The sequence below is a fragment of the Streptomyces sp. V4I2 genome (genome assembly GCF_030817655.1).
Lineage (GTDB): Bacteria > Actinomycetota > Actinomycetes > Streptomycetales > Streptomycetaceae > Streptomyces > Streptomyces plumbiresistens.
This window is the reverse complement of sequence record NZ_JAUSZM010000003.1, coordinates 8,382,845-8,400,831: the sequence shown is the minus strand read 5'-3', so window position 1 is coordinate 8,400,831 and position 17,987 is coordinate 8,382,845. Positions and strand designations below refer to the sequence as shown.

Here is a 17,987-nt window from a genome sequence, read left to right as displayed (position 1 = left end):
GGCACCTCCGGTGGCAGGGGAGGCACACCTCGCCGGCCGCCGGCCGGCCGTCATCGGGGCACGCCCGCCGCTCGGGCCATCAGGATCGTCGAGGAGCGGCCGTCGAGGTAGGGCAGCAGGACCGCCTGGCCGCCCCACTCCTCCAGCAGCGTGGCTTCGGGCAGGTCGGCGCCGGCGTAGTCGCCGCCCTTGACCCAGACCTGCGGGCGGAGTTCGCCGAGGAGACGTTCGGGCGTGTCCTCGTCGAACACGGCGACGGCGTCGACGCAGGCGAGGGCGCTGAGCACGCGGACGCGGTCGGCGAGCGGGGTGACCGGGCGGCCCTCGCCCTTGCGCCGCCGCACCGACGCGTCCGAGTTGACGCAGACGACCAGGCAGTCGCCGAGGCGCCGGGCGGCCTGGAGCAGTCCGACGTGCCCGGCGTGCAGCAGGTCGAAGCAGCCGCCCGCGGCGACGACGGTGCCGTGCGCCGCGCGGACACGGGCGGCCAGGGCGAACGGATCGCCCGGGTCGCCGTCGGTGGCCGGAGCGTCCGCCTCCTCGCACGCGAGGGCGGCCGCACCGCCCGCGCCGACGAAGTCGCTCGCGGCGGCCACCGCGCCCTCGACCGCCTCGCCGACGAGCGCGCCGTCCGCGAGCAGCCCGGCCGCCGTCGCCGCGAACCGGTCGCCCGCGCCGCACGGGTCGCCGACGTGCACGGTGGGCACCGGGACGAGCAGCGGGTGCTCCCCGTACGACAGCAGGGCACCGCGCGCGCCCAGGGTCACCGCGACGGCGGCGACCCGCCAGTGCCGGACGAGTGCGGCGGCGCCACGGGCGGCACCACGCAGGTCGCCGTCCGTCGCGCCCCGCTCCCCGGACAGCGCGTACGCCTCCTTCTCCGACGGCGAGACCAGCCGGGTGCCCGGCACCGGCGGTCCGCCGCACGGGTGCGGATCCCAGACCAGGGGCGGGCGTTCGGCCAGGACGTCGCGCAGACAGTCGGCGGCACCGCGGCCGTAGTCGGAGACCAGAACGGACGGTGCCCGGCGGATCGCCCGACGCGCCTCCTCGGTGGCCTCCCGCACCTGGCCGTCGCCCCGGTCCAGGCGGACCACGGGACTGCCCTGCGCGAGGACACGGGTCTTCTCGGACAGCGGGCCGGTCAGCGGGAGCGGGATCAGTGTCAGCCACGGTCCGAGCAGTCGCCGCAGCTCCCGACTGGCGGGGTCGTCGCCGAGCCCGGTGACGAGGGTGACGTCATGGCCGTCGCGGGCGGCGAGGTAGGCCGCGAGGGCGGCGCCGCCCGGCCGTACGCGCTGCCCGCAGTCGGCGACGACCGGAACGGGCGCGTCGGGTGCGAGCCGCTCGGCGTGACCGGTGAGGTCCCGGTCGAGCAGCGCGTCGCCGACCACCAGGAGCGGGGCCCGGCGGCGCACGCCGCCCGTCGCGCCCTCTCCCGGAGCAAGAGCCGTACCGTCCCGTGACGCGTCCGCCGCGCCCTCGTCCCATCCGCCCGTCATGCCGCCCTCCGTTCCACCGCCGCGTCGAACGCCGCGCAGACCATGTGGACGGCGACCAGATGGAGTTCCTGGACGGTCGCGGCGGTACCGGCGCTCACGCACAGGGATTCGTCGCTGCCCGCCATGAGGGGGTTGGGCGCGGGTCCGGTGAGGGCCCACACGCGCAGGCCCGCCGAGCGTGCCGCGTCGGCGGCGGACAGCAGGTTGGCGCTCGCGCCGCTGGTGGACAGCAGCATCAGGACGTCGCCGGGACGGCCGTGGGCGCGGACCTGGCGGGCGAACACCTCGTCGACGCCGTAGTCGTTGGCGATGGCGGTCGTGCTGGAGGTGTCGGCGTGCAACGCGATCGCGGAGAAGGCGGGCCGGTCGTCACGGTAGCGACCCACGAGTTCGGCGGTCAGGTGCTGCGCCTGCGCCGCACTGCCACCGTTGCCCGCGGCCAGCAGCCTGCCGCCCCCGGTGAGGACTGCGGCCAGGCGCTCACCCCAGCGCTCGATGATGTCGGCCGAGGCGCGGAACGCGCCCAGCGCGTCCTGGAGTTCGTCGCAGTGTGCGACGGCGGGCGGGTGCAGGGTCATCAGGCCACCTCCTTCGGCCGGGCGTGTCCGACCGCCACCTGGCGGTAGACCTGTTCGACACCGTCGGCGACCCGGTGCCAGGTGTAGCGGGCGAGGACCCGGGCACGCCCGGCGGTGCCGTACCGACTGCGGGTGCCGTCCTCGGCGAGGAGGTCGCGTACGGCGGCGGCGATCGCGCCGGGGTCGCCGGGCGGCACCAGCCGACCGGTGCCGCCGTCGGAGACGGTGTCCCGGTGGCCGCCGACGTCGGTGGCCACGACGGGGACGGCACACGCCATCGCCTCCAACGGCACGATGCCGAACGGCTCGTACGTCGGCGTGCCCAGGACGAGGTCCGCACTGCGCATCAGGGCGGGCATGTCGGCCGGGTCGACCGCGCCGAGCAGCCGCACCCGGTCGGCCACGCCGGCGCGCTGCGCGATCCGCTGGAGCCGTTCCGCCTCGGGGTCGGCGTCCAGCAGGCCGGGCGCGGGCCCGCCCGCGATCAGGAGTTCGGTGTCGGGGATCCGAGTGAGGGCCTCGATCGCCTGGTCGTAGCCCTTACGGCGGACCAGCCGGCCACAGGACAGCAGCCGGTGCCGCTGCCGCCGGACGGGGGCGGGGGCGGTGCCCGGGTCGACGCCGGGGCGGAAGTGCCCGACGTCCACTCCGCAGGGCACCACGGACACCCGTCGCGGTGACACACCCAGGTCGGCCAGTTCGAGCACCTCGTCGGTGCAGGTCGCCAGGACCCGGTCGCAGCCCCGGCCGATCTGCCGCTCGATACCCACCCGCTCGGCCGGACTGGTGTCCTCGTGGCCCTGATGACGCCGCTTGACCGTGCCCAGAGCATGAAACGTCTGCACCACCGGAATACCGCGGGGCCGGGCACCGATCCGGGCGGCCATGCCGGACATCCAGAAATGGGCATGCACCACCTCGGGCCGCTCACGTTCCCAGACCCGCGCGAGGTAGGCGCCGAACGCCGGCATGTGCGGGAACAGGTCGTCCTTGGGCACGGCCTCGGGCGGCCCGGCCGGCACATGCTCGACCACCGCACCCCCGGGCAGCCCCACCCGGTCCGGCAGACGCGTGCCATCGCGGCGGGTGTAGACCGTCACGTCATGCCCACGCCGGGCCAACTCCTCCGAGAGGCGGGCCACATACACGTTCTGGCCACCGGCATCGACACCACCCAACGCGGCCAGCGGACTGGCATGCTCGGACACCATGGCAATCCTCATCAGGCCACCACCTCCTTCAACAACCGCTCCCAGTCATCCAGGAAACGCGACAACCCGTACCGGGCCAGCACCGCCGCCCGCGCCCCCTCACCCACCGAACGGGCAGCCAACGGATCAGCCAGAAAACCCCGCACCGCCTCATGCAGCACCTCAACCCGGTTGGACACCACCCCCGCCCCCGCAGGCACCGCCTCCACCACCTCCGTCGTCGCCAACGCCACCACCGGCATCCCCAGATGCATCGCCTCCAGCAACGACAACCCCAACGACGTCCACCGCACCGGATGCACATACACCCGCCGCCGCGCCACCGCCGCATGCAACTCCGCCTGCACCAGCTCATGAGACCGGCAGCGGTCAGGCGGCAGACCGAGATGGCCGGCCAGGCCCTCGGTGCCCATCCCGAACACATCCAGCGGGGCCACGCCGGCGAACCCCGGCAGCAGATCGGTACCGACCGTCCGGCCCCGCCGCACCGGCTCGTTGACCACCACCGCCGCCCGCTCCATCTCCCCCGTCCACCGGTAACCCGGATCGACGATGCCGTGCTCGATCACGGCCGTAGGCGTGGAACCGGCATCCCACATCAGCCGGTTGAAGTGCGTGACGTGGACCAGGGTGACGCCCGGGATGTCGGCGGCCGGGTGGCGGGTGTCGGGCACCTGACCATCCGGCGCGTTGTGCTCCAGATACACCAACGGCGGCCGCCGCCCCAACCATCGCTCCACCAGCGCCAGTTCATGCGGCCGCTGCACCACCACCACATCCACACCGGCGTCCCGCAACCGCTCCGGCGGCACCTCGATCACCGAGTCGGGCCAGTCGAAGGTCCGCGCCCGGCCCAGCCCGTCCGGCCCGCGGCCGGGGGTGACGGGCACCAGGTAGGTGTGCGGGCCCTGCACAAACGCCGTGGTCCACGACCCGTGCACATGCCACAACAAAATCCTCATACCGGCCCCACCTCCCCGATCAGCTTCTCGACCGCGGCCACCACGTCGTGAGCGGTGACGGTGTCCAGGCAGGGATGCCCGGGCACCGGACAGGTGCGGGCCCTGCTGTCCGCGCAGGGCGCCTGCTGATCACCCAGCAGCACATACGGCACCCCGTAGGGCCGCCACCGCCCGGCCGGCACCACCGGCGCGAACAACGACACCACCGGCCTGCCCACCGCCGCCGCAAGATGGGCCGGCGCCGTATTACCGGTGACCACCACATCGGCTGCGGCCAGCACCCCGGCCAGCTCTTCAGCCCCGGTACGGCCCCCCAGGTCCAGCCCGTGCTCCCCGGCCACAAACCCGGTCAGCTCCCGCTCGTCCGGCCCGCCGGTCACCACCACCCGATGCCCGGCCCCGGCCAATTCGCGGACGGCCTCCGCACAGCGCTCCCGCCCCCACGCCCGGGCCGGCACACTCGCCCCCGGATGCACCACCACATACGACCCCGGACCCGTCAACCCCGCAGCACCCGGCGGCGGCAGCACCCGCAACCGTCCGTCATCGACCCGCGCAAACCCCGCCGCCCCGGCCAGCTCCAGCATCGCCTCCACCTCATGAGCATCCGGCGCACGCCGATGCCGCACATCAAGCAACGACCCCGGATAGTCCTCACAGTCCGCCGCAACCCACCCCACCCCCGCCAGACGCAGCAGCAGCGCGGTCGGCAGCGGAGACTGATGGAACGAGGTCAGGATCAACGCCGCGTCGGCGTCGATCATGTCGATGAGCTGCTCGACCTCCCCACGCCCCACCGGCGCAGGCTCCAGCCCCACCCACGGCGCATCCCACACCAGGATGTCGTCCACCCCCGGCAGCAACCGGGCCGCCGGAGCACCCCGCGGCCCGCACAACATGGTCACCGAGTCCGCCCGGGCCGCCACCGCACGAACCGCCGGCCCGGCCAGCAGCACATCACCGAAACTGTCCAACCGCGCCACCAGAGCCTTCACCGCCCCCACCCACCCATGTCGCCGGACATGCGGGGAGCCTCCACGGACCTCCCCGCAGCGGCTGGATCATGGAAGAGGGGGTTGATACCAAGGATGCGCATGAGACTCGTGCTCCGTCCCGGGCGGCGTGTGGGGACCTTGAGCTCTGCGAGTGCCGTCACTGCGGTTGTCTCAAACACTTGGAGACAGCTTGGCACGCAATACTCCGAATTTTCGGTCTACGTCACCCCCGCACCACCGCTCCGTCACCGCGCGACCACCGGTTCGGGCGGCGACGAGGCGCGAGAACCAGCCGGTCCCGCGCTCCCGCCCGCGTTCCCGCCCCTCACGTGGGGCCGACCCTCGGCTGCCCGGGCGGGTACCGCACGGCAGTGCCACATGTGTGGACCGGCCACTCGACCACTGCCGTCAAGGTCACGGTCTCCGCCTCGGAGCGGCGGCATGCCCACCCATGGCCCGGATGCCAGAGCGTCGCCGCCCGGCCGCGGACGGGGTGCCCACCCACTGTTGGCGAGCTGTTGCCACGCGCGTGACGCGGCCGGGCCGTATACGAACGCCCTGCTCAGCGGGTTGCATTCCCTACGATCGTCCCGTGGTCAACTTCCTGCTCGAACGCACCGCCCCGCTCCCTCGCGACGAGGCATGGCGCCGCCTCACCCACTGGGCCCGCCACGGCGACGCGGTCCCGCTCACCCGGATCACCGTGACCACACCGGAGCCGACGCACGAGGGCACGCTTGTCGTGGCCCGCTCGGGCATCGGCCCGCTCTCCTTCGACGACCCCATGGAAGTCACCGTCTGGCGGCCTCCCACGGACGACCTCCCAGGTCTCTGCCGCCTCGACAAACGCGGCCGCTTCATCACCGGGTGGGCCGAACTCGAGGTCCACCCCGGCCCCGGCGGCCGCACCCGCGTCCTGTGGCGCGAGGAACTGCGCGTACGCCTCCTCCCCCGCCTCTTCGATCCCCTCCTGGCGGCCACCGCACGGTATGTCTTCGGCCGGGCGGTGAACGGGCTCCTGAGGCGGCCGTGACGGCGCCCGAACGGGCCGGCTGGGAGGGCCACTTCGCGGCCGGCCACGGCTTCCGCCGCACGGACCCCGAGGAACTGCGTCTGCTGGCCGAGGCCGTACATCCCCGCCCCGACGCCCGCGCGCTCGACGTCGGCTGCGGCCTGGGCACCTACGCGGCGGCCCTGGCCGGTCTCGGCTACCGCACACTCGCCGTCGACTGGGCGGACGCGGCGGTGACGGCGACCCGGGACCGGTACGCCGACGTGGAACCACGCCTGAAAGCCCGGCGGTTGGACTTCGAGGACCAGGCCGAGGTCTCGGCGCAGCTGCCGCGCGCGGCCTTCGACCTCGTGACGATGCGGCTGGTGCTCGCGTTCATGGCGGACAAGGCGGCCGTGTCCGAGCAGGTACGAGGACTGCTGGCGCCCGGCGGGACCTGGCTGGTGACGACCCCGCTCACCGACCGGCTGCCCGAGGAGCGCCACAGCATCGGCCTCACGCCGGCCGAGGTCGCCGCGTTCACCGGCGTCTGGAGTCGGGGGCGCTGGTACGACCTGGAGCCGGGCGGGCTGCGTTGCTTCGTGCTGTCGGCCTGAACCCGGCCCGTGCCAAAGTGGGCGTCATGACGGCAACCGATGGTCCCGACGCGGGAATTGACGAGGCCGAGGCGCTGGCGGTCGATGCTCTGCGCTGGATGCTCGCCGCCGCGCGGGACACCGAGGGCGGTGGGCTGGCCTGGCCCGCCAAGCCCTCCGACGACCAGCCCGAGTCCATGCTCTACTCCGGTTCCGCCGGGGTCGTACCGGTGCTCCTGGAGGCCTGGCGGCACTTCGGGGACGACTCGTACGCCGACACCGCCCTGCGCGCGGCCCGTGGGCTCGTCGCCTCCGCCGAGGACTGCGAGGACAGTTCCCTGTACTTCGGGCTCACCGGAATGGCGCTCGTGCTGCGGGCCGTTCACGACGAGCTGGGCGACGCGGCCTCCGGCGCCGCCGCGGACCGGGCCCTGGATCTCGTGCGGTCGCGTTTCGACGGGACCCGCTGGGGCGAGTTGTTCGAGCTGATGGGCGGCAACGCCGGAATCGGCCTCGGCGCACTGCTCCTGGGCGACGAGGAGTTGGCCGTACTCGCCCTGGAGCCCTATCTGCGGACCGCCGAGAAGGTCCCGTCGGGCGTGCACTGGGAGTTCCGTACCGGCAGGGAGGGGCGTATGCACCACCTCTCGCACGGCACCCTCGGGATCGTGTACGCGCTGGCCGCCGTCGGCACCGCGACGGGACGGACGGACCTCGTCGAGCTGGGCCGAGCCGGTGCCGCGGGTGTCGTGGCGCGGGACGAGGACGGACCCGAGGGGTTCCTGGTCGGGCACTCCGACCCGGCACACCTGCCCGACCGGATCGAGCGCCACAGCTACGGCTGGTGTCATGGGCCCGCCGGTGACGCCCAGGTCTTCCGGCAGCTGAGGGACGTGTTCACCGGGGAAGCGGCTGCCTGGTCGGCCCTGGCCGACCGCTGCTGGCACACCGTCACCCACTCCGGCCTGCCCGGCCGGCTGCGCCCGGGTTTCTGGGACAACAACGGCCGCTGCTGCGGCACCGCGGGCGTTCTCGCGCTGGCCTGCGACCGGATGGCCGAGCAGGACGACGGCCACGACTTCGCCCGGGTCCTCGTCGCGGATCTCACCGACCGCGCGATCCGGGACGCCGACGGTGCCCGCTGGTCCAACGTCGAGCACAAGGCCACCCCGAGCGAACTCGAACCCCGCACCGGGTGGGCGATGGGCAACGCGGGCATCGCCCGGGAGCTGATGCGGTACGTCCGGCTGGGCCGTGCCGGCGATCCGGACTACGCGTTCGCCTGGCCCGACCAGCCGGCGGTGCGCCGGGGCGCCCTTCAGGCCACCGACCCGATCCGGCCCGCCGGCACGGACGTCACGTCGTGATGGATCGGTGTGTGCGCGCCGGTCAGTGAGACGCCGCTGCCGCCCCGCCGGTCGGCGACGATCTCGGCGGCGATCGACAGGGCCGTCTCCTCCGGCGTCCGGGCCCCGAGGTCGAGCCCGATCGGCGACCTGAGCCGCGCCAACTCCAGCTCGGTGACGCCGACTTCGCGCAGCCGCTCGTTGCGGTCCAGGTGGGTGCGCCGGGAGCCCATCGCGCCGACGTACGCCACCGGCAGCCGCAGCGCGAGCTTCAGCAGGGGGACGTCGAACTTGGCGTCGTGGGTCAGGACGCACAGGACCGTACGGGCGTCGACGTCCGTGCGCTCCAGGTACGTGTGGGGCCACTCGACGACGATCTCGTCGGCCTCGGGGAAACGGGCGCGGGTGGCGAACACGGGTCGCGCGTCGCACACCGTCACGCGGTAGTTCAGGAACTTGCCGATCCGCACCAGTGCCGACGCGAAGTCGATCGCGCCGAAGACGATCATGCGGGGCGGCGGGACGGACGACTCCACCAGCACCGTGAGCGGAGCTCCGCAACGGGAGCCCTGCTCGCCGATCTCCAGGGTGCCGGTACGGCCGGCGTCGAGGAGCGCCCCGGCCTCCGCGGCGACCGTGCGGTCCAGCTCGGGATGGGCGCCGAAGCCGCCGTCGTACGCCCCCTCGGGGCGGACCAGCATCGCCCGGCCCACGAGGTCCGCGGGGCCGGAGACGATCCGGGCCAGTGCCGCCGCCCGCCCGCGCGCGGCGACGTCGAGCGCGGCCGTGACCACCGGGCGGACCCGGTCGCCCGCCCGTACCGGCGTGACGAGGATGTCGATGACGCCGCCGCAGGTCAGGCCGACGGCGAAGGCGTCGTCGTCGCTGTAGCCGAAGCGCTCCAGTACCGACTCCCCGTCCCGCAGCGCCTGTTGGCACAGGTCGTAGACCGCGCCCTCCACGCAGCCGCCGGAGACCGAGCCGATCGCCGTGCCGTCGGCGTCCACCGCGAGGGCGGCGCCGGGCCGGCGGGGCGCGCTGCCGCCGACGGCCACGACGGTGGCCACGGCGAAGTCGCGTCCCTGCTCGGCCCACCGGTTCAGCTCCTCGGCGATGTCCAGCATGTCTCGGTCTCCTTTCAACTGCGGTCGCGTGGAGGGCGTCTGCCAGGCGCGGCTAGTGCACGCCCATCCAGCTCTCGATCGGGTTGAGGGCGAAGTACACCAGGAAGATCACCGTCAGGACCCACATGAAGGCCCCGATCTCCCGCGTCTTGCCCTGGGCGGTCTTGATGGCCACGTACGAGATGACGCCGGCCGCGACGCCGGCCGTGATGGAGTACGTGAACGGCATGATCACCACGGTCAGGAAGACCGGGATCGCGGTCGCGCGGTCGGCCCAGTCGACGTGCCGGGCGTTCATCATCATCATGGCGCCGATCACGACGAGGGCCGCGGCGGCGACCTCGCCGGGCACGATGGCCGTCAGCGGGGTGAAGAACAGACAGGCCGCGAAGAAGAGCCCGGTGACGACGGAGGACAGGCCCGTACGGGCGCCCTCGCCGACGCCGGTCGCCGACTCGACGAACACCGTCTGGCCCGAGGCGCCCGCCACGCCGCCGATCGCGCCGCCCGCGCCGTCGATGAACAGCGCCTTGGACAGGCCCGGCATCCGGCCCTGCTCGTCGGCGAGTTTCGCCTCGGTGCCGACGCCGATGATGGTGGCCATCGCGTCGAAGAACCCGGCCAGCACGAGGGTGAACACGATCATGCCGACGGTCATCGCGCCGACCTCGCCCCAGCCGCCGAACTCGACGTGGCCGAAGATCGAGAAGTCCGGCATGGAGACCGCGCCGCCGTGCAGTTCGGGGGCTCCGCTCGCCCACTGCCTGGGGTCGATGACGTCGAGTGCGTTGAGGAGCACGGCCAGGACGGTGCCGCCGACGATGCCGAGCAGGATCGCGCCGGGGACGCCGCGCGCCTGGAGGAAGATCGCGAGGAGGGTGACGGCGAAGAGCAGAGCGGGCCAGCGGCGAGTTCGCCGGTGGGGCCGAGGGAAACCAGGTACGTCCCAGGGAACAGGCACTGAGGTGGGTTAACTCGATCGTGTGATGGTCTGTTTCCTGGCTTGCGCCGTCGTGCAGGGAACGGGGTAGCGTACCCAGCAAGATCTGGGCCGCCGGGTACGGCGCCAGCGATCGGGGCCTCTGCTCGACCAGCGAGATGGTGCAGGGCCTCCCCGTCGCCTCTGGCCGCACTCACAGCGCTAGGTCGTGAGGGACTCCGCCCTCCCGGGGCCGGACCAGGGACAGGATCCGTGTCGCCGCCCGGTTGCGAAAGCGGACGACCAGTGCGCCCAAGACCGTTCGGGGCGTGCCGGTGCCCGGGTCCAGGCCCGTTCACCGCCCAGGAACGGTTGAGCAGGAGGATGTACGCCTCCTGTGTGAAGGCAGGGACACGGCGGCGCACTTCTTGCGCAGCCAAGGAACCCCGCCAGTGTGAGTAACGGTCACACAAGGACCGGTCGGCGTGGGCGCGGGAACCAGTTCCCGCGCCCCGCACGATGGTTCGCGACTCCTCTGGCTGCTGGGTCATGGTGCCGTCTCCCAAGGTTCATAGGGCCCGCGTGTTGTCTTCGGTGACTTGCGGGATTTGGGGAGGTGCACGCCCCGGGGACGCCCCCAGGTGAACGTGGTACTGCATTTGCGGCCGGCGTTACGCGGTACCGGTCAGATGCTCCGGCCGTACCGGCGTCCTGTTCAGCTCCAGCCCCGTCGCGTCGCGGATCGCCGCGAGGACGGCCGGAGTCGACGACAGGGTGGGTGCCTCGCCGACGCCGCGCAGCCCGTACGGGGCGTGGTCGTCGGCGAGTTCGAGCACGTCGACGGGGATGGTCGGCGTGTCGAGGATGGTGGGGATCAGGTAGTCCGTGAAGGAGGGGTTCCTGACCTTCGCGGTCTTCGGGTCGACGATGATCTCCTCCATGACCGCCACGCCGAGCCCCTGGGTCGTACCGCCCTGGATCTGGCCGATGACGGACAGCGGGTTGAGCGCCTTGCCGACGTCCTGGGCGCAGGCCAGTTCGATGACCTTGACCAGGCCGAGCTCGGTGTCGACCTCGACGACCGCGCGGTGCGCGGCGAAGGTGTACTGGACATGGCCGAAGCCCTGCCCGGTACGCAGGTCGAAGGCCTCCGTCGGACGGTGCCGCCACTCGGCCTCGACCTCGACAAACTCGCCTTCGAGTACGTCGACCAGGTCGGCGAGGACCTCGCCGCCGTCGGTGACGACCTTGCCGCCCTCGAGCAGCAGCTCCGCCGTCGCCCAGGCGGGGTGATAGGAACCGAACTTGCGGCGGCCGATCTCCAGGACCTTCTCGCGCACCAGCTCGCAGGAGTTCCTGACGGCGCCGCCGGTGACGTACGTCTGACGCGACGCGGACGTCGAACCGGCGCTGCCCACCTGGGTGTCGGCCGGCTTGATCGTCACCTGGGCGACGCCCAGCTCGGTGCGGGCGATCTGCGCGTGGACGGTGACGCCGCCCTGGCCGACCTCGGCCATCGCGGTGTGCACGGTGGCCACCGGCTCGCCGCCGACGACCTCCATACGAACGCGCGCGGTCGAGTAGTCGTCGAAGCCCTCGGAGAAGCCGACGTTCTTGATGCCGACCGCGTAGCCGACACCGCGGACGACGCCTTCTCCGTGCGTGGTGTTGGAGAGGCCGCCCGGCAGCTGGCGTACGTCGGCGGCCTCGCCGGCCGCGAGCCACTGCTGCTCCGGCGGCATCGGCATCGCCTTGACGCGGCGCAGGAGTTCGGCGACCGGGGCGGGCGAGTCGACGGCCTGCCCGGTCGGCATGACGGTCCCCTGTTCCATCGCGTTGAGCTGACGGAACGCGACCCGGTCCATGCCCACCTTGTCGGCGAGCTTGTCCATCTGGGCCTCGTAGGCGAAGCACGCCTGGACCGCTCCGAAGCCGCGCATGGCGCCGCAGGGCGGGTTGTTGGTGTAGAGGGCGATGGCCTCGATGTCGACGTTGTCGATGACGTAGGGGCCCGCGCCGAGCGAGGCGGCGTTGCCGACGACGGCCGGGGAGGCGGAGGCGTACGCGCCGCCGTCGAGGACGATCCGCGCCTTCAGGTGGGTGAGCTTGCCGTCCTTGGTCGCCCCGTGCTCGTAGTACAGCTTCGCGGGGTGGCGGTGGACGTGCCCGAAGAAGGACTCGAAGCGGTTGTAGACGATCTTGACGGGCTTGCCGGTGCGCAGCGCCAGCAGACAGGCGTGGATCTGCATCGACAGGTCCTCGCGGCCGCCGAACGCGCCGCCGACGCCGGACAGCGTCATCCGCACCTTGCTCTCGGGCAGGCCGAGCACGGGCGCGATCTGGCGCAGGTCGGAGTGCAGCCACTGGGTGGCGATGTAGAGGTGGACGCCGCCGTCCTCGTCCGGCACCGCGAGGCCGGACTCGGGACCGAGGAAGGCCTGGTCCTGCATGCCGAAGGTGTACTCGCCCCTGACGACGAAGTCGGCGTTCTTGGCGGCCTCTTCGACGTCACCGCGGATGATCGGCTGGCGGTGCACGATGTTCGGGTGCGGGACGTGCCCGACGTGGTGGTCGTCGCGGTTCTCGTGGATGAGGATCGCGTCCGGCGCGGTCGCGGAGGCCTCGTCGGTGATGACGGGCAGGTCCCGGTACTCGACCTTGATCTTGGCGGCGGCGCGGCGCGCGGTCTCCGGGTGGTCGGCGGCGACGATGGCGACCGGCTCGCCGTGGTGGCGGACCCTGCCGTGGGCGAGAACCGGGGTGTCCTGGATCTCCAGGCCGTAGTTCTTCACGTCGGTCGGCAGGTCGTCGTACGTCATGACGGCGTACACGCCGGGCAGGGCGAGCGCCTCGATCGTGTCGATGGACACGATCTCGGCGTGCGCGACCGTGGAGCGCAGGATCTGGCCCCAGAGCATGTCCTCGTGCCACATGTCGGAGGAGTACGCGAACTCGCCGGTGACCTTGAGGGTGCCGTCCGGCCGGAGCGTGGACTCGCCGATGCCGCCCTTGGTCTTCGAGCCCTGGGTGACCTTGGTGGGGGTCCCGATGGGGGCGCCGTTGCTGGGCATGCTCAGACCGCCTCTCCCTGTCGGGCGGCCGCCAGGCGGACCGCGTCCATGATCTTCTCGTAGCCGGTGCAGCGGCACAGGTTGCCCGACAGCGCCTCGCGGATGTCCGCGTCGGTCGGGTTCGGGTGGCGCTCCAGCATCTCGTCGGCGGCGACCAGCAGACCCGGGGTGCAGAAGCCGCACTGGACGGCGCCGGCGTCGATGAACGCCTGCTGCACCGGGGAGAGTTCGGTGCCCTCACCGGTCTGCGAGTCGTGCCCCTCGGCGGCCCACTCCCGGGCGTCCTGAAGGGACGTACCGCAGGCACCGGACGCACAACCCCCGTGCTCGGCACGCTGCTTGGCGAAGTCCGCCAGTCCCTCGACGGTGACGACCTCCCGGCCCTCCACCTGACCGGCGGCGACCAGACACGAACACACCGGCAGGCCGTCGAGCCGGACGGTGCAGGACCCGCACTCCCCCTGCTCGCAGGCGTTCTTCGAACCCGGCAGACCGAGCCGCTCCCGCAGCACGTACAGCAGGCTCTCGCCCTCCCAGACGTCGTCGGCTTCCTGCGGACGGCCGTTGACCGTGAAATGAACGCGCATTACGCGACACTCCCCTTCTGATGTGTCTGGCCGTCAGTGCCGCGGTACGACTCCCAGGTCCAGGTCAGGGTGCGCCGGGCCATGACGCCGACCGCGTGGCGGCGGTAGCTCGCCGTGCCCCGGACGTCGTCGATCGGGTTGCAGGCGCCGGCGCACAGGTCCGCGAACTGCTTGGCGACCGACGGAGTGATGATCTTCCCGTTGTCCCAGAAGCCGCCTTCCTCCAGCGCGGCGTTCAGGAACTCCTCCGCGGCCTTGGCACGCACCGGGGTGGGCGCCGCCGACCCGATGCCCGTCCGCACGGTCCGCGTCTCGGGGTGCAGCGCGAGCCCGAAGGCGCACACGGCGATGACCATCGCATTGCGCGTACCGACCTTCGAGTACTGCTGGGGCCCGTCGGCCTTCTTGATGTGGACGGCGCGAATGAGCTCGTCCGGCGCCAGCGCGTTGCGCTTCACGCCGGTGTAGAACGCGTCGATCGGGATCAGCCGGGACCCTCGTACGGACTCGGCCTCGACCTCGGCGCCGGCCGCGAGGAGGGCCGGGTGGGCGTCACCGGCGGGCGAGGCGGTGCCGAGGTTGCCGCCGACGCCGCCGCGGTTGCGGATCTGCGGGGAGGCGACCGTGTGCGAGGCGAGGGCCAGGCCCGGAAGCTCGCCGCGCAGGTGCTCCATGATCTTCGTGTAGGGGACCGAGGCCCCGAGCCGCACACTCTCCTCGCCGACCTCCCACTCCTCGAGGTCGCCGATGCGGTTGAGGTCGAGCAGGTACTCGGGCCGGCGGTGGTCGAAGTTGATCTCGACCATCACGTCGGTGCCACCCGCAATCGGCACAGCGGTGGGGTGCTCCGCCTTCGCGGCGAGCGCCTCCTCCCAGCTGGCGGGGCGAAGGAAGTCCATGACCGGCTCTCTTCTTCGTCTCGTGGGTCGTACAGATTGAGCCAATCCGTGTGCGGCGGGCCCGGCTCGTTCATGTGCTGTTAACGCGGATTGACGCCAGTACACAGCGCCGTGCGGCACCCGGGTCAGTCACGGAAACCATGAAGGAGTTGGCTGGCCAGGGCGGTCATCTTGTAGATTCGTATGAACGGAGGTCATCAGTAACCTCCTCGTTTTCCTGGGGAAACGCGAGGCACACCCCATGTGACCTGGAACACGGCCGGAACGCGACTCCGGAGACGGCGGGCACCGCTCGTCGACCGCCGGACGGACTCCGCCTTCACCAGCCCTCAAGATTCATCGTAGATTTCGAGACAGAGAACGGCGGCGACGAGAATGCGGCTGCGCGCACTGCTGGACACCGACGCGCTGGGCCTGCGGCTGCTCGGCGGCGAGGACGAGCTGGACCGCACCGTGCGCGGTGTGATGACCACCGACCTCAGGGACCCCAGCCGCTATCTCTCGGGCGGGGAACTGGTCCTGACCGGTCTGGCCTGGCGCCGGGACGCCGCCGACGCCGAGCCCTTCGTACGGATCCTGGTGCAGGCCGGGGTGGCCGCGCTGGCGGCCGGCGAGGCCGAGCTCGGGGCCGTCCCGGACGACCTGGTCGTCGCCTGTGCCCGCCACCGCCTCCCCCTCTTCGCGGTGCACGAGTCGGTGGCGTTCGCGACGATCACCGAGCACGTCGTACGGCAGGTGTCCGGCGAGCGGGCCGGTGACCTCGCGGCCGTGGTGGACCGGCACCGGCGGATGATGACCTCGGGCCCGGCGGGCGGCGGCCCGGACGTGGTCCTGGACCTGCTCGGCTCCGACCTGGACCTGCGGGCCTGGGTGCTGTCCCCCGCCGGGCGGCTCATCGCGGGCTCGAAGACCGCGGGCCCCGCCCTGCCGGCCGACGTGTGCGCGAAGCTCGCCGCCGAACACCTGGCGGCGGTCCGCACGGGCCGGCGCGGCCCGCACCGCGTCCTGCTCGGCTCCACCACCTACTCGCTCTTCCCGATCCGCAGCAGCGGCGGCCGCTCCACGCAGGGCTCCCGGGACGTGCGCGAGACGGTGCTGTCGGACTGGCTGCTGGCCGTCGAGGCGGACGCCGGGGACTGGCCGGAGGAACGGCTCGACCTGCTCCAGGGCGTCACCCAGCTGATCTCGGTCGAGCGGGACCGGCGGGACGCGGCGCGCACGGTCCGCCGGCGCCTCGCCCAGGAGGTCCTGGAGCTGGTGCAGACAGGCGCCGCGCCCGCCGAGATCGCCGCCCGCCTGCGCGTGGCCGCCCCCGTCCTCCTCCCCGGCCTCGGCGCGGCCCCGCACTGGCAGGTGGTCGTGGCCCGCGTCGAATGGCAGGGCGGCGACCTGGAAGGCGGCCCGGTCGCCCAGTCCCTCCTCGAGGAGATCCTGGTGGACCCGCTCGCCACGGGCCCCGAGCCCTCGGACCGCATCGCGGTGGCCCACACGGGCGACGAGGCGATCGCCCTCGTCCCCCTCCCCGCGGTCTCCTCCGAGCACGACGGCTCGGAGGCGGGCATCATCGCCGACCTTCTCCTGGAGTCCGTACGGGACCCCCTGTCGGCCGGCCTCGACGACGACGGCCGCGTCACCCTCGGCGTCAGCGCGTCGGTCCACTCGGCGGAGGGCCTGCGCGGCGCGCTGGAGGAAGCCCGCCACGCCCGCCGAGTAGCCGCGGCCCGCCCCGGCCGGGTCTGCGCGGCGGGCCACCAGGAGCTGGCCTCCCACGTGCTCCTGCTCCCCTTCGTGCCGGACGACGTCCGCCGGGCCTTCACGGCCCGCCTCCTGGACCCCCTGCGCGACTACGACCGCCGGCACCGCGCCGAACTGATCCCCACCCTGGAGGCCTTCCTCGACTGCGACGGCTCCTGGACCCGCTGCGCGACCCGCCTCCACCTGCACGTCAACACGCTGCGCTACCGGGTGGGACGGATCGAGCAGTTGACGAGCCGTGACCTTTCCCGCCTCGAGGACAAGCTGGATTTCTTCCTGGCACTGAGGATGAGCTGACACCGAACCCCCCGCGACTCCCCCGACTTTGTGAATTCCTTCACCCACCCCCTTGGCCCGGCCGGTGGATTCGTGCTGAGATGCGGCCACCACTCATAGCTCGATGGCGTGCTCGGGGAGGGCAACGTGGCGCATACCGCCATGTCTGGTAACGGAACGACCGCCGGTGACGATCCACTCCAGACCGCGGTATGGCGGCTACGCTCCCGCGCCTGCTGGGCGGACGCCGCCGCCCTGCTCCAACCGGTGACCGCACCGGCCGCGCTCCAACGCGCCTCCCTCCTGGTGGAGCGGTGCCTGTACACCGAGCAGGGCTGGGAACAGGCCGAGGACGCGCTGCGCACCGCCGAGGCGCTGGCCCACGGCGACGACGAGCGGGGCGCGGCCGCTTGTGAACGCGGGCAACTTGCCTACGCGGCCACGCTGCACGGCGTACGGGACCGCGCCGACGAGGCACGGGCGGCGCTCGGGCGGGCGGCGGCGCTGATCCCTCCGGGGACTTCGGGGCGGGCACTGCTCGACTTCCGCCGGGGGCTGCTGGCGGAGAACCTCGCGGACTCCCCGCAGGCCGCGCGCGCGGCGTACCGACGCGCCCACGCCGGTGCCACCGCCCATTCCGACCCCCTGCTGCTGTCCTGCACCTGGCGCCACCTCGCCGGACTCGCCCTGCGGGACGGAGAGTTGGCAGAGGCCCGACACGGCTTCAGCGAATCCCTCCGGATCCGCGAGGAGCTGGGCTACCTCGTCGGCACAGCACCGGCGCTGGCCTCCCTGGCAGACGCGGAAGTGGAACCCGAGGCCTCACGCCTCCGCGAGGAAGCCCGCCGCCTGTTCCGACTGCTCGGCGGCGTACCGACATGGCTGGCCCGCCAACTGGCCCCGGTGCCTCCCGCGGCGACGGCGTAGTCGGCCACCCGGCATGAATGCCGGCGCCGACTGGGGGCTCCGCCCCCAGACCCCCGGCCTATGCCCACCCACCACCCGACTCGGTGGGTCGAGAGGCAGGCCTCACCCCTGCGGCTGCGCCCCAGGGGTGAGCGGGGGCCCGCGCCACCGACGGGTGGGTGAGGGCTGGGGAGGGTCCCGCCCCACCACCCGACTCGGTTGGCCGAGAGGTGGCTGGGTTTGTCCTGGGCTGCGCCCTCAGCCGGTGG

The 17,987-nt window shown here is 72.7% G+C and carries 14 protein-coding genes and 1 pseudogene; 5 read left to right on the top strand and 10 right to left on the bottom strand.

Going from position 1 to position 17,987, the window contains the following annotated elements; translation table 11 throughout:
* Positions 1-50: 50 nt before the first annotated feature.
* The 5 genes from rfaE2 to QFZ76_RS39370 form a co-directional block, all read right to left on the bottom strand.
* Positions 51-1,418 (bottom strand): D-glycero-beta-D-manno-heptose 1-phosphate adenylyltransferase, encoded by a 1,368-nt coding sequence (gene rfaE2, locus QFZ76_RS39390; protein ID WP_307680257.1) that lies wholly within the window; start codon positions 1,416-1,418, stop codon positions 51-53.
* An 80-nt stretch (positions 1,419-1,498) separates the two neighbouring features.
* On the bottom strand, positions 1,499-2,080 hold the full coding sequence (locus tag QFZ76_RS39385; RefSeq protein ID WP_307678148.1) for an SIS domain-containing protein: 582 nt from the start codon (positions 2,078-2,080) through the stop codon (positions 1,499-1,501).
* A complete protein-coding gene (locus QFZ76_RS39380; RefSeq protein ID WP_307678147.1) occupies positions 2,080-3,303 on the bottom strand; it encodes a glycosyltransferase in 1,224 nt (407 codons plus the stop codon). The genes QFZ76_RS39385 and QFZ76_RS39380 overlap by 1 nt, the downstream gene beginning before the upstream one ends.
* Positions 3,303-4,253: a glycosyltransferase gene (locus QFZ76_RS39375; protein ID WP_307678146.1), complete on the bottom strand. Its 951-nt coding sequence runs from the start codon at positions 4,251-4,253 to the stop codon at positions 3,303-3,305. Before QFZ76_RS39375 ends, QFZ76_RS39380 begins: the two co-directional genes overlap by 1 nt.
* On the bottom strand, positions 4,250-5,248 hold the full coding sequence (locus tag QFZ76_RS39370; protein ID WP_307678145.1) for a glycosyltransferase family 9 protein: 999 nt from the start codon (positions 5,246-5,248) through the stop codon (positions 4,250-4,252). The genes QFZ76_RS39375 and QFZ76_RS39370 overlap by 4 nt, the downstream gene beginning before the upstream one ends.
* Before the next feature lie 592 nt (positions 5,249-5,840).
* Here QFZ76_RS39370 and QFZ76_RS39365 point away from each other — a divergent pair.
* From QFZ76_RS39365 to QFZ76_RS39355, 3 genes are read left to right on the top strand one after another with little or no spacing between them, the layout of a single operon-like run.
* Positions 5,841-6,281, top strand: a complete 441-nt coding sequence (locus QFZ76_RS39365; protein WP_307678144.1) for an SRPBCC family protein — start codon at positions 5,841-5,843, stop codon at positions 6,279-6,281.
* Entirely contained in the window at positions 6,278-6,856 is a 579-nt protein-coding gene (locus QFZ76_RS39360) for a bifunctional 2-polyprenyl-6-hydroxyphenol methylase/3-demethylubiquinol 3-O-methyltransferase UbiG (RefSeq protein WP_307678143.1), read from the top strand. Before QFZ76_RS39365 ends, QFZ76_RS39360 begins: the two co-directional genes overlap by 4 nt.
* A 26-nt stretch (positions 6,857-6,882) precedes the next feature.
* Entirely contained in the window at positions 6,883-8,202 is a 1,320-nt protein-coding gene (locus QFZ76_RS39355) for a lanthionine synthetase LanC family protein (RefSeq protein ID WP_307678142.1), read from the top strand.
* On the opposite strand, the gene QFZ76_RS39350 is transcribed toward QFZ76_RS39355, so the two are convergent.
* The 5 genes and pseudogenes from QFZ76_RS39350 to QFZ76_RS39330 all read right to left on the bottom strand — a co-directional run bounded on the left by QFZ76_RS39350 (position 8,154) and on the right by QFZ76_RS39330 (position 14,781).
* Entirely contained in the window at positions 8,154-9,305 is a 1,152-nt protein-coding gene (locus QFZ76_RS39350) for an XdhC/CoxI family protein (protein WP_307678141.1), read from the bottom strand. The genes QFZ76_RS39355 and QFZ76_RS39350 overlap by 49 nt on opposite strands.
* Positions 9,306-9,357: 52 nt before the next feature.
* Positions 9,358-10,241, bottom strand: a pseudogene (locus tag QFZ76_RS39345) (solute carrier family 23 protein); the annotation flags it as partial.
* A 654-nt stretch (positions 10,242-10,895) separates the two neighbouring features.
* Positions 10,896-13,295, bottom strand: a complete 2,400-nt coding sequence (locus tag QFZ76_RS39340; protein ID WP_307678140.1) for a xanthine dehydrogenase family protein molybdopterin-binding subunit — start codon at positions 13,293-13,295, stop codon at positions 10,896-10,898.
* Positions 13,296-13,297: 2 nt separating this feature from the next.
* Positions 13,298-13,882: a (2Fe-2S)-binding protein gene (locus QFZ76_RS39335; protein ID WP_307678139.1), complete on the bottom strand. Its 585-nt coding sequence runs from the start codon at positions 13,880-13,882 to the stop codon at positions 13,298-13,300.
* A complete protein-coding gene (locus QFZ76_RS39330) occupies positions 13,882-14,781 on the bottom strand; it encodes a xanthine dehydrogenase family protein subunit M (RefSeq protein WP_307678138.1) in 900 nt (299 codons plus the stop codon). Before QFZ76_RS39330 ends, QFZ76_RS39335 begins: the two co-directional genes overlap by 1 nt.
* A gap of 375 nt (positions 14,782-15,156) precedes the next feature.
* On the opposite strand from QFZ76_RS39330, the gene QFZ76_RS39325 reads away from it, so the two are divergent.
* Positions 15,157-16,833: a PucR family transcriptional regulator gene (locus QFZ76_RS39325; RefSeq protein ID WP_307678137.1), complete on the top strand. Its 1,677-nt coding sequence runs from the start codon at positions 15,157-15,159 to the stop codon at positions 16,831-16,833.
* Positions 16,834-16,959: 126 nt separating this feature from the next.
* A complete protein-coding gene (locus QFZ76_RS39320; protein WP_307678136.1) occupies positions 16,960-17,739 on the top strand; it encodes a hypothetical protein in 780 nt (259 codons plus the stop codon).
* Positions 17,740-17,987 lie beyond the last annotated feature (248 nt).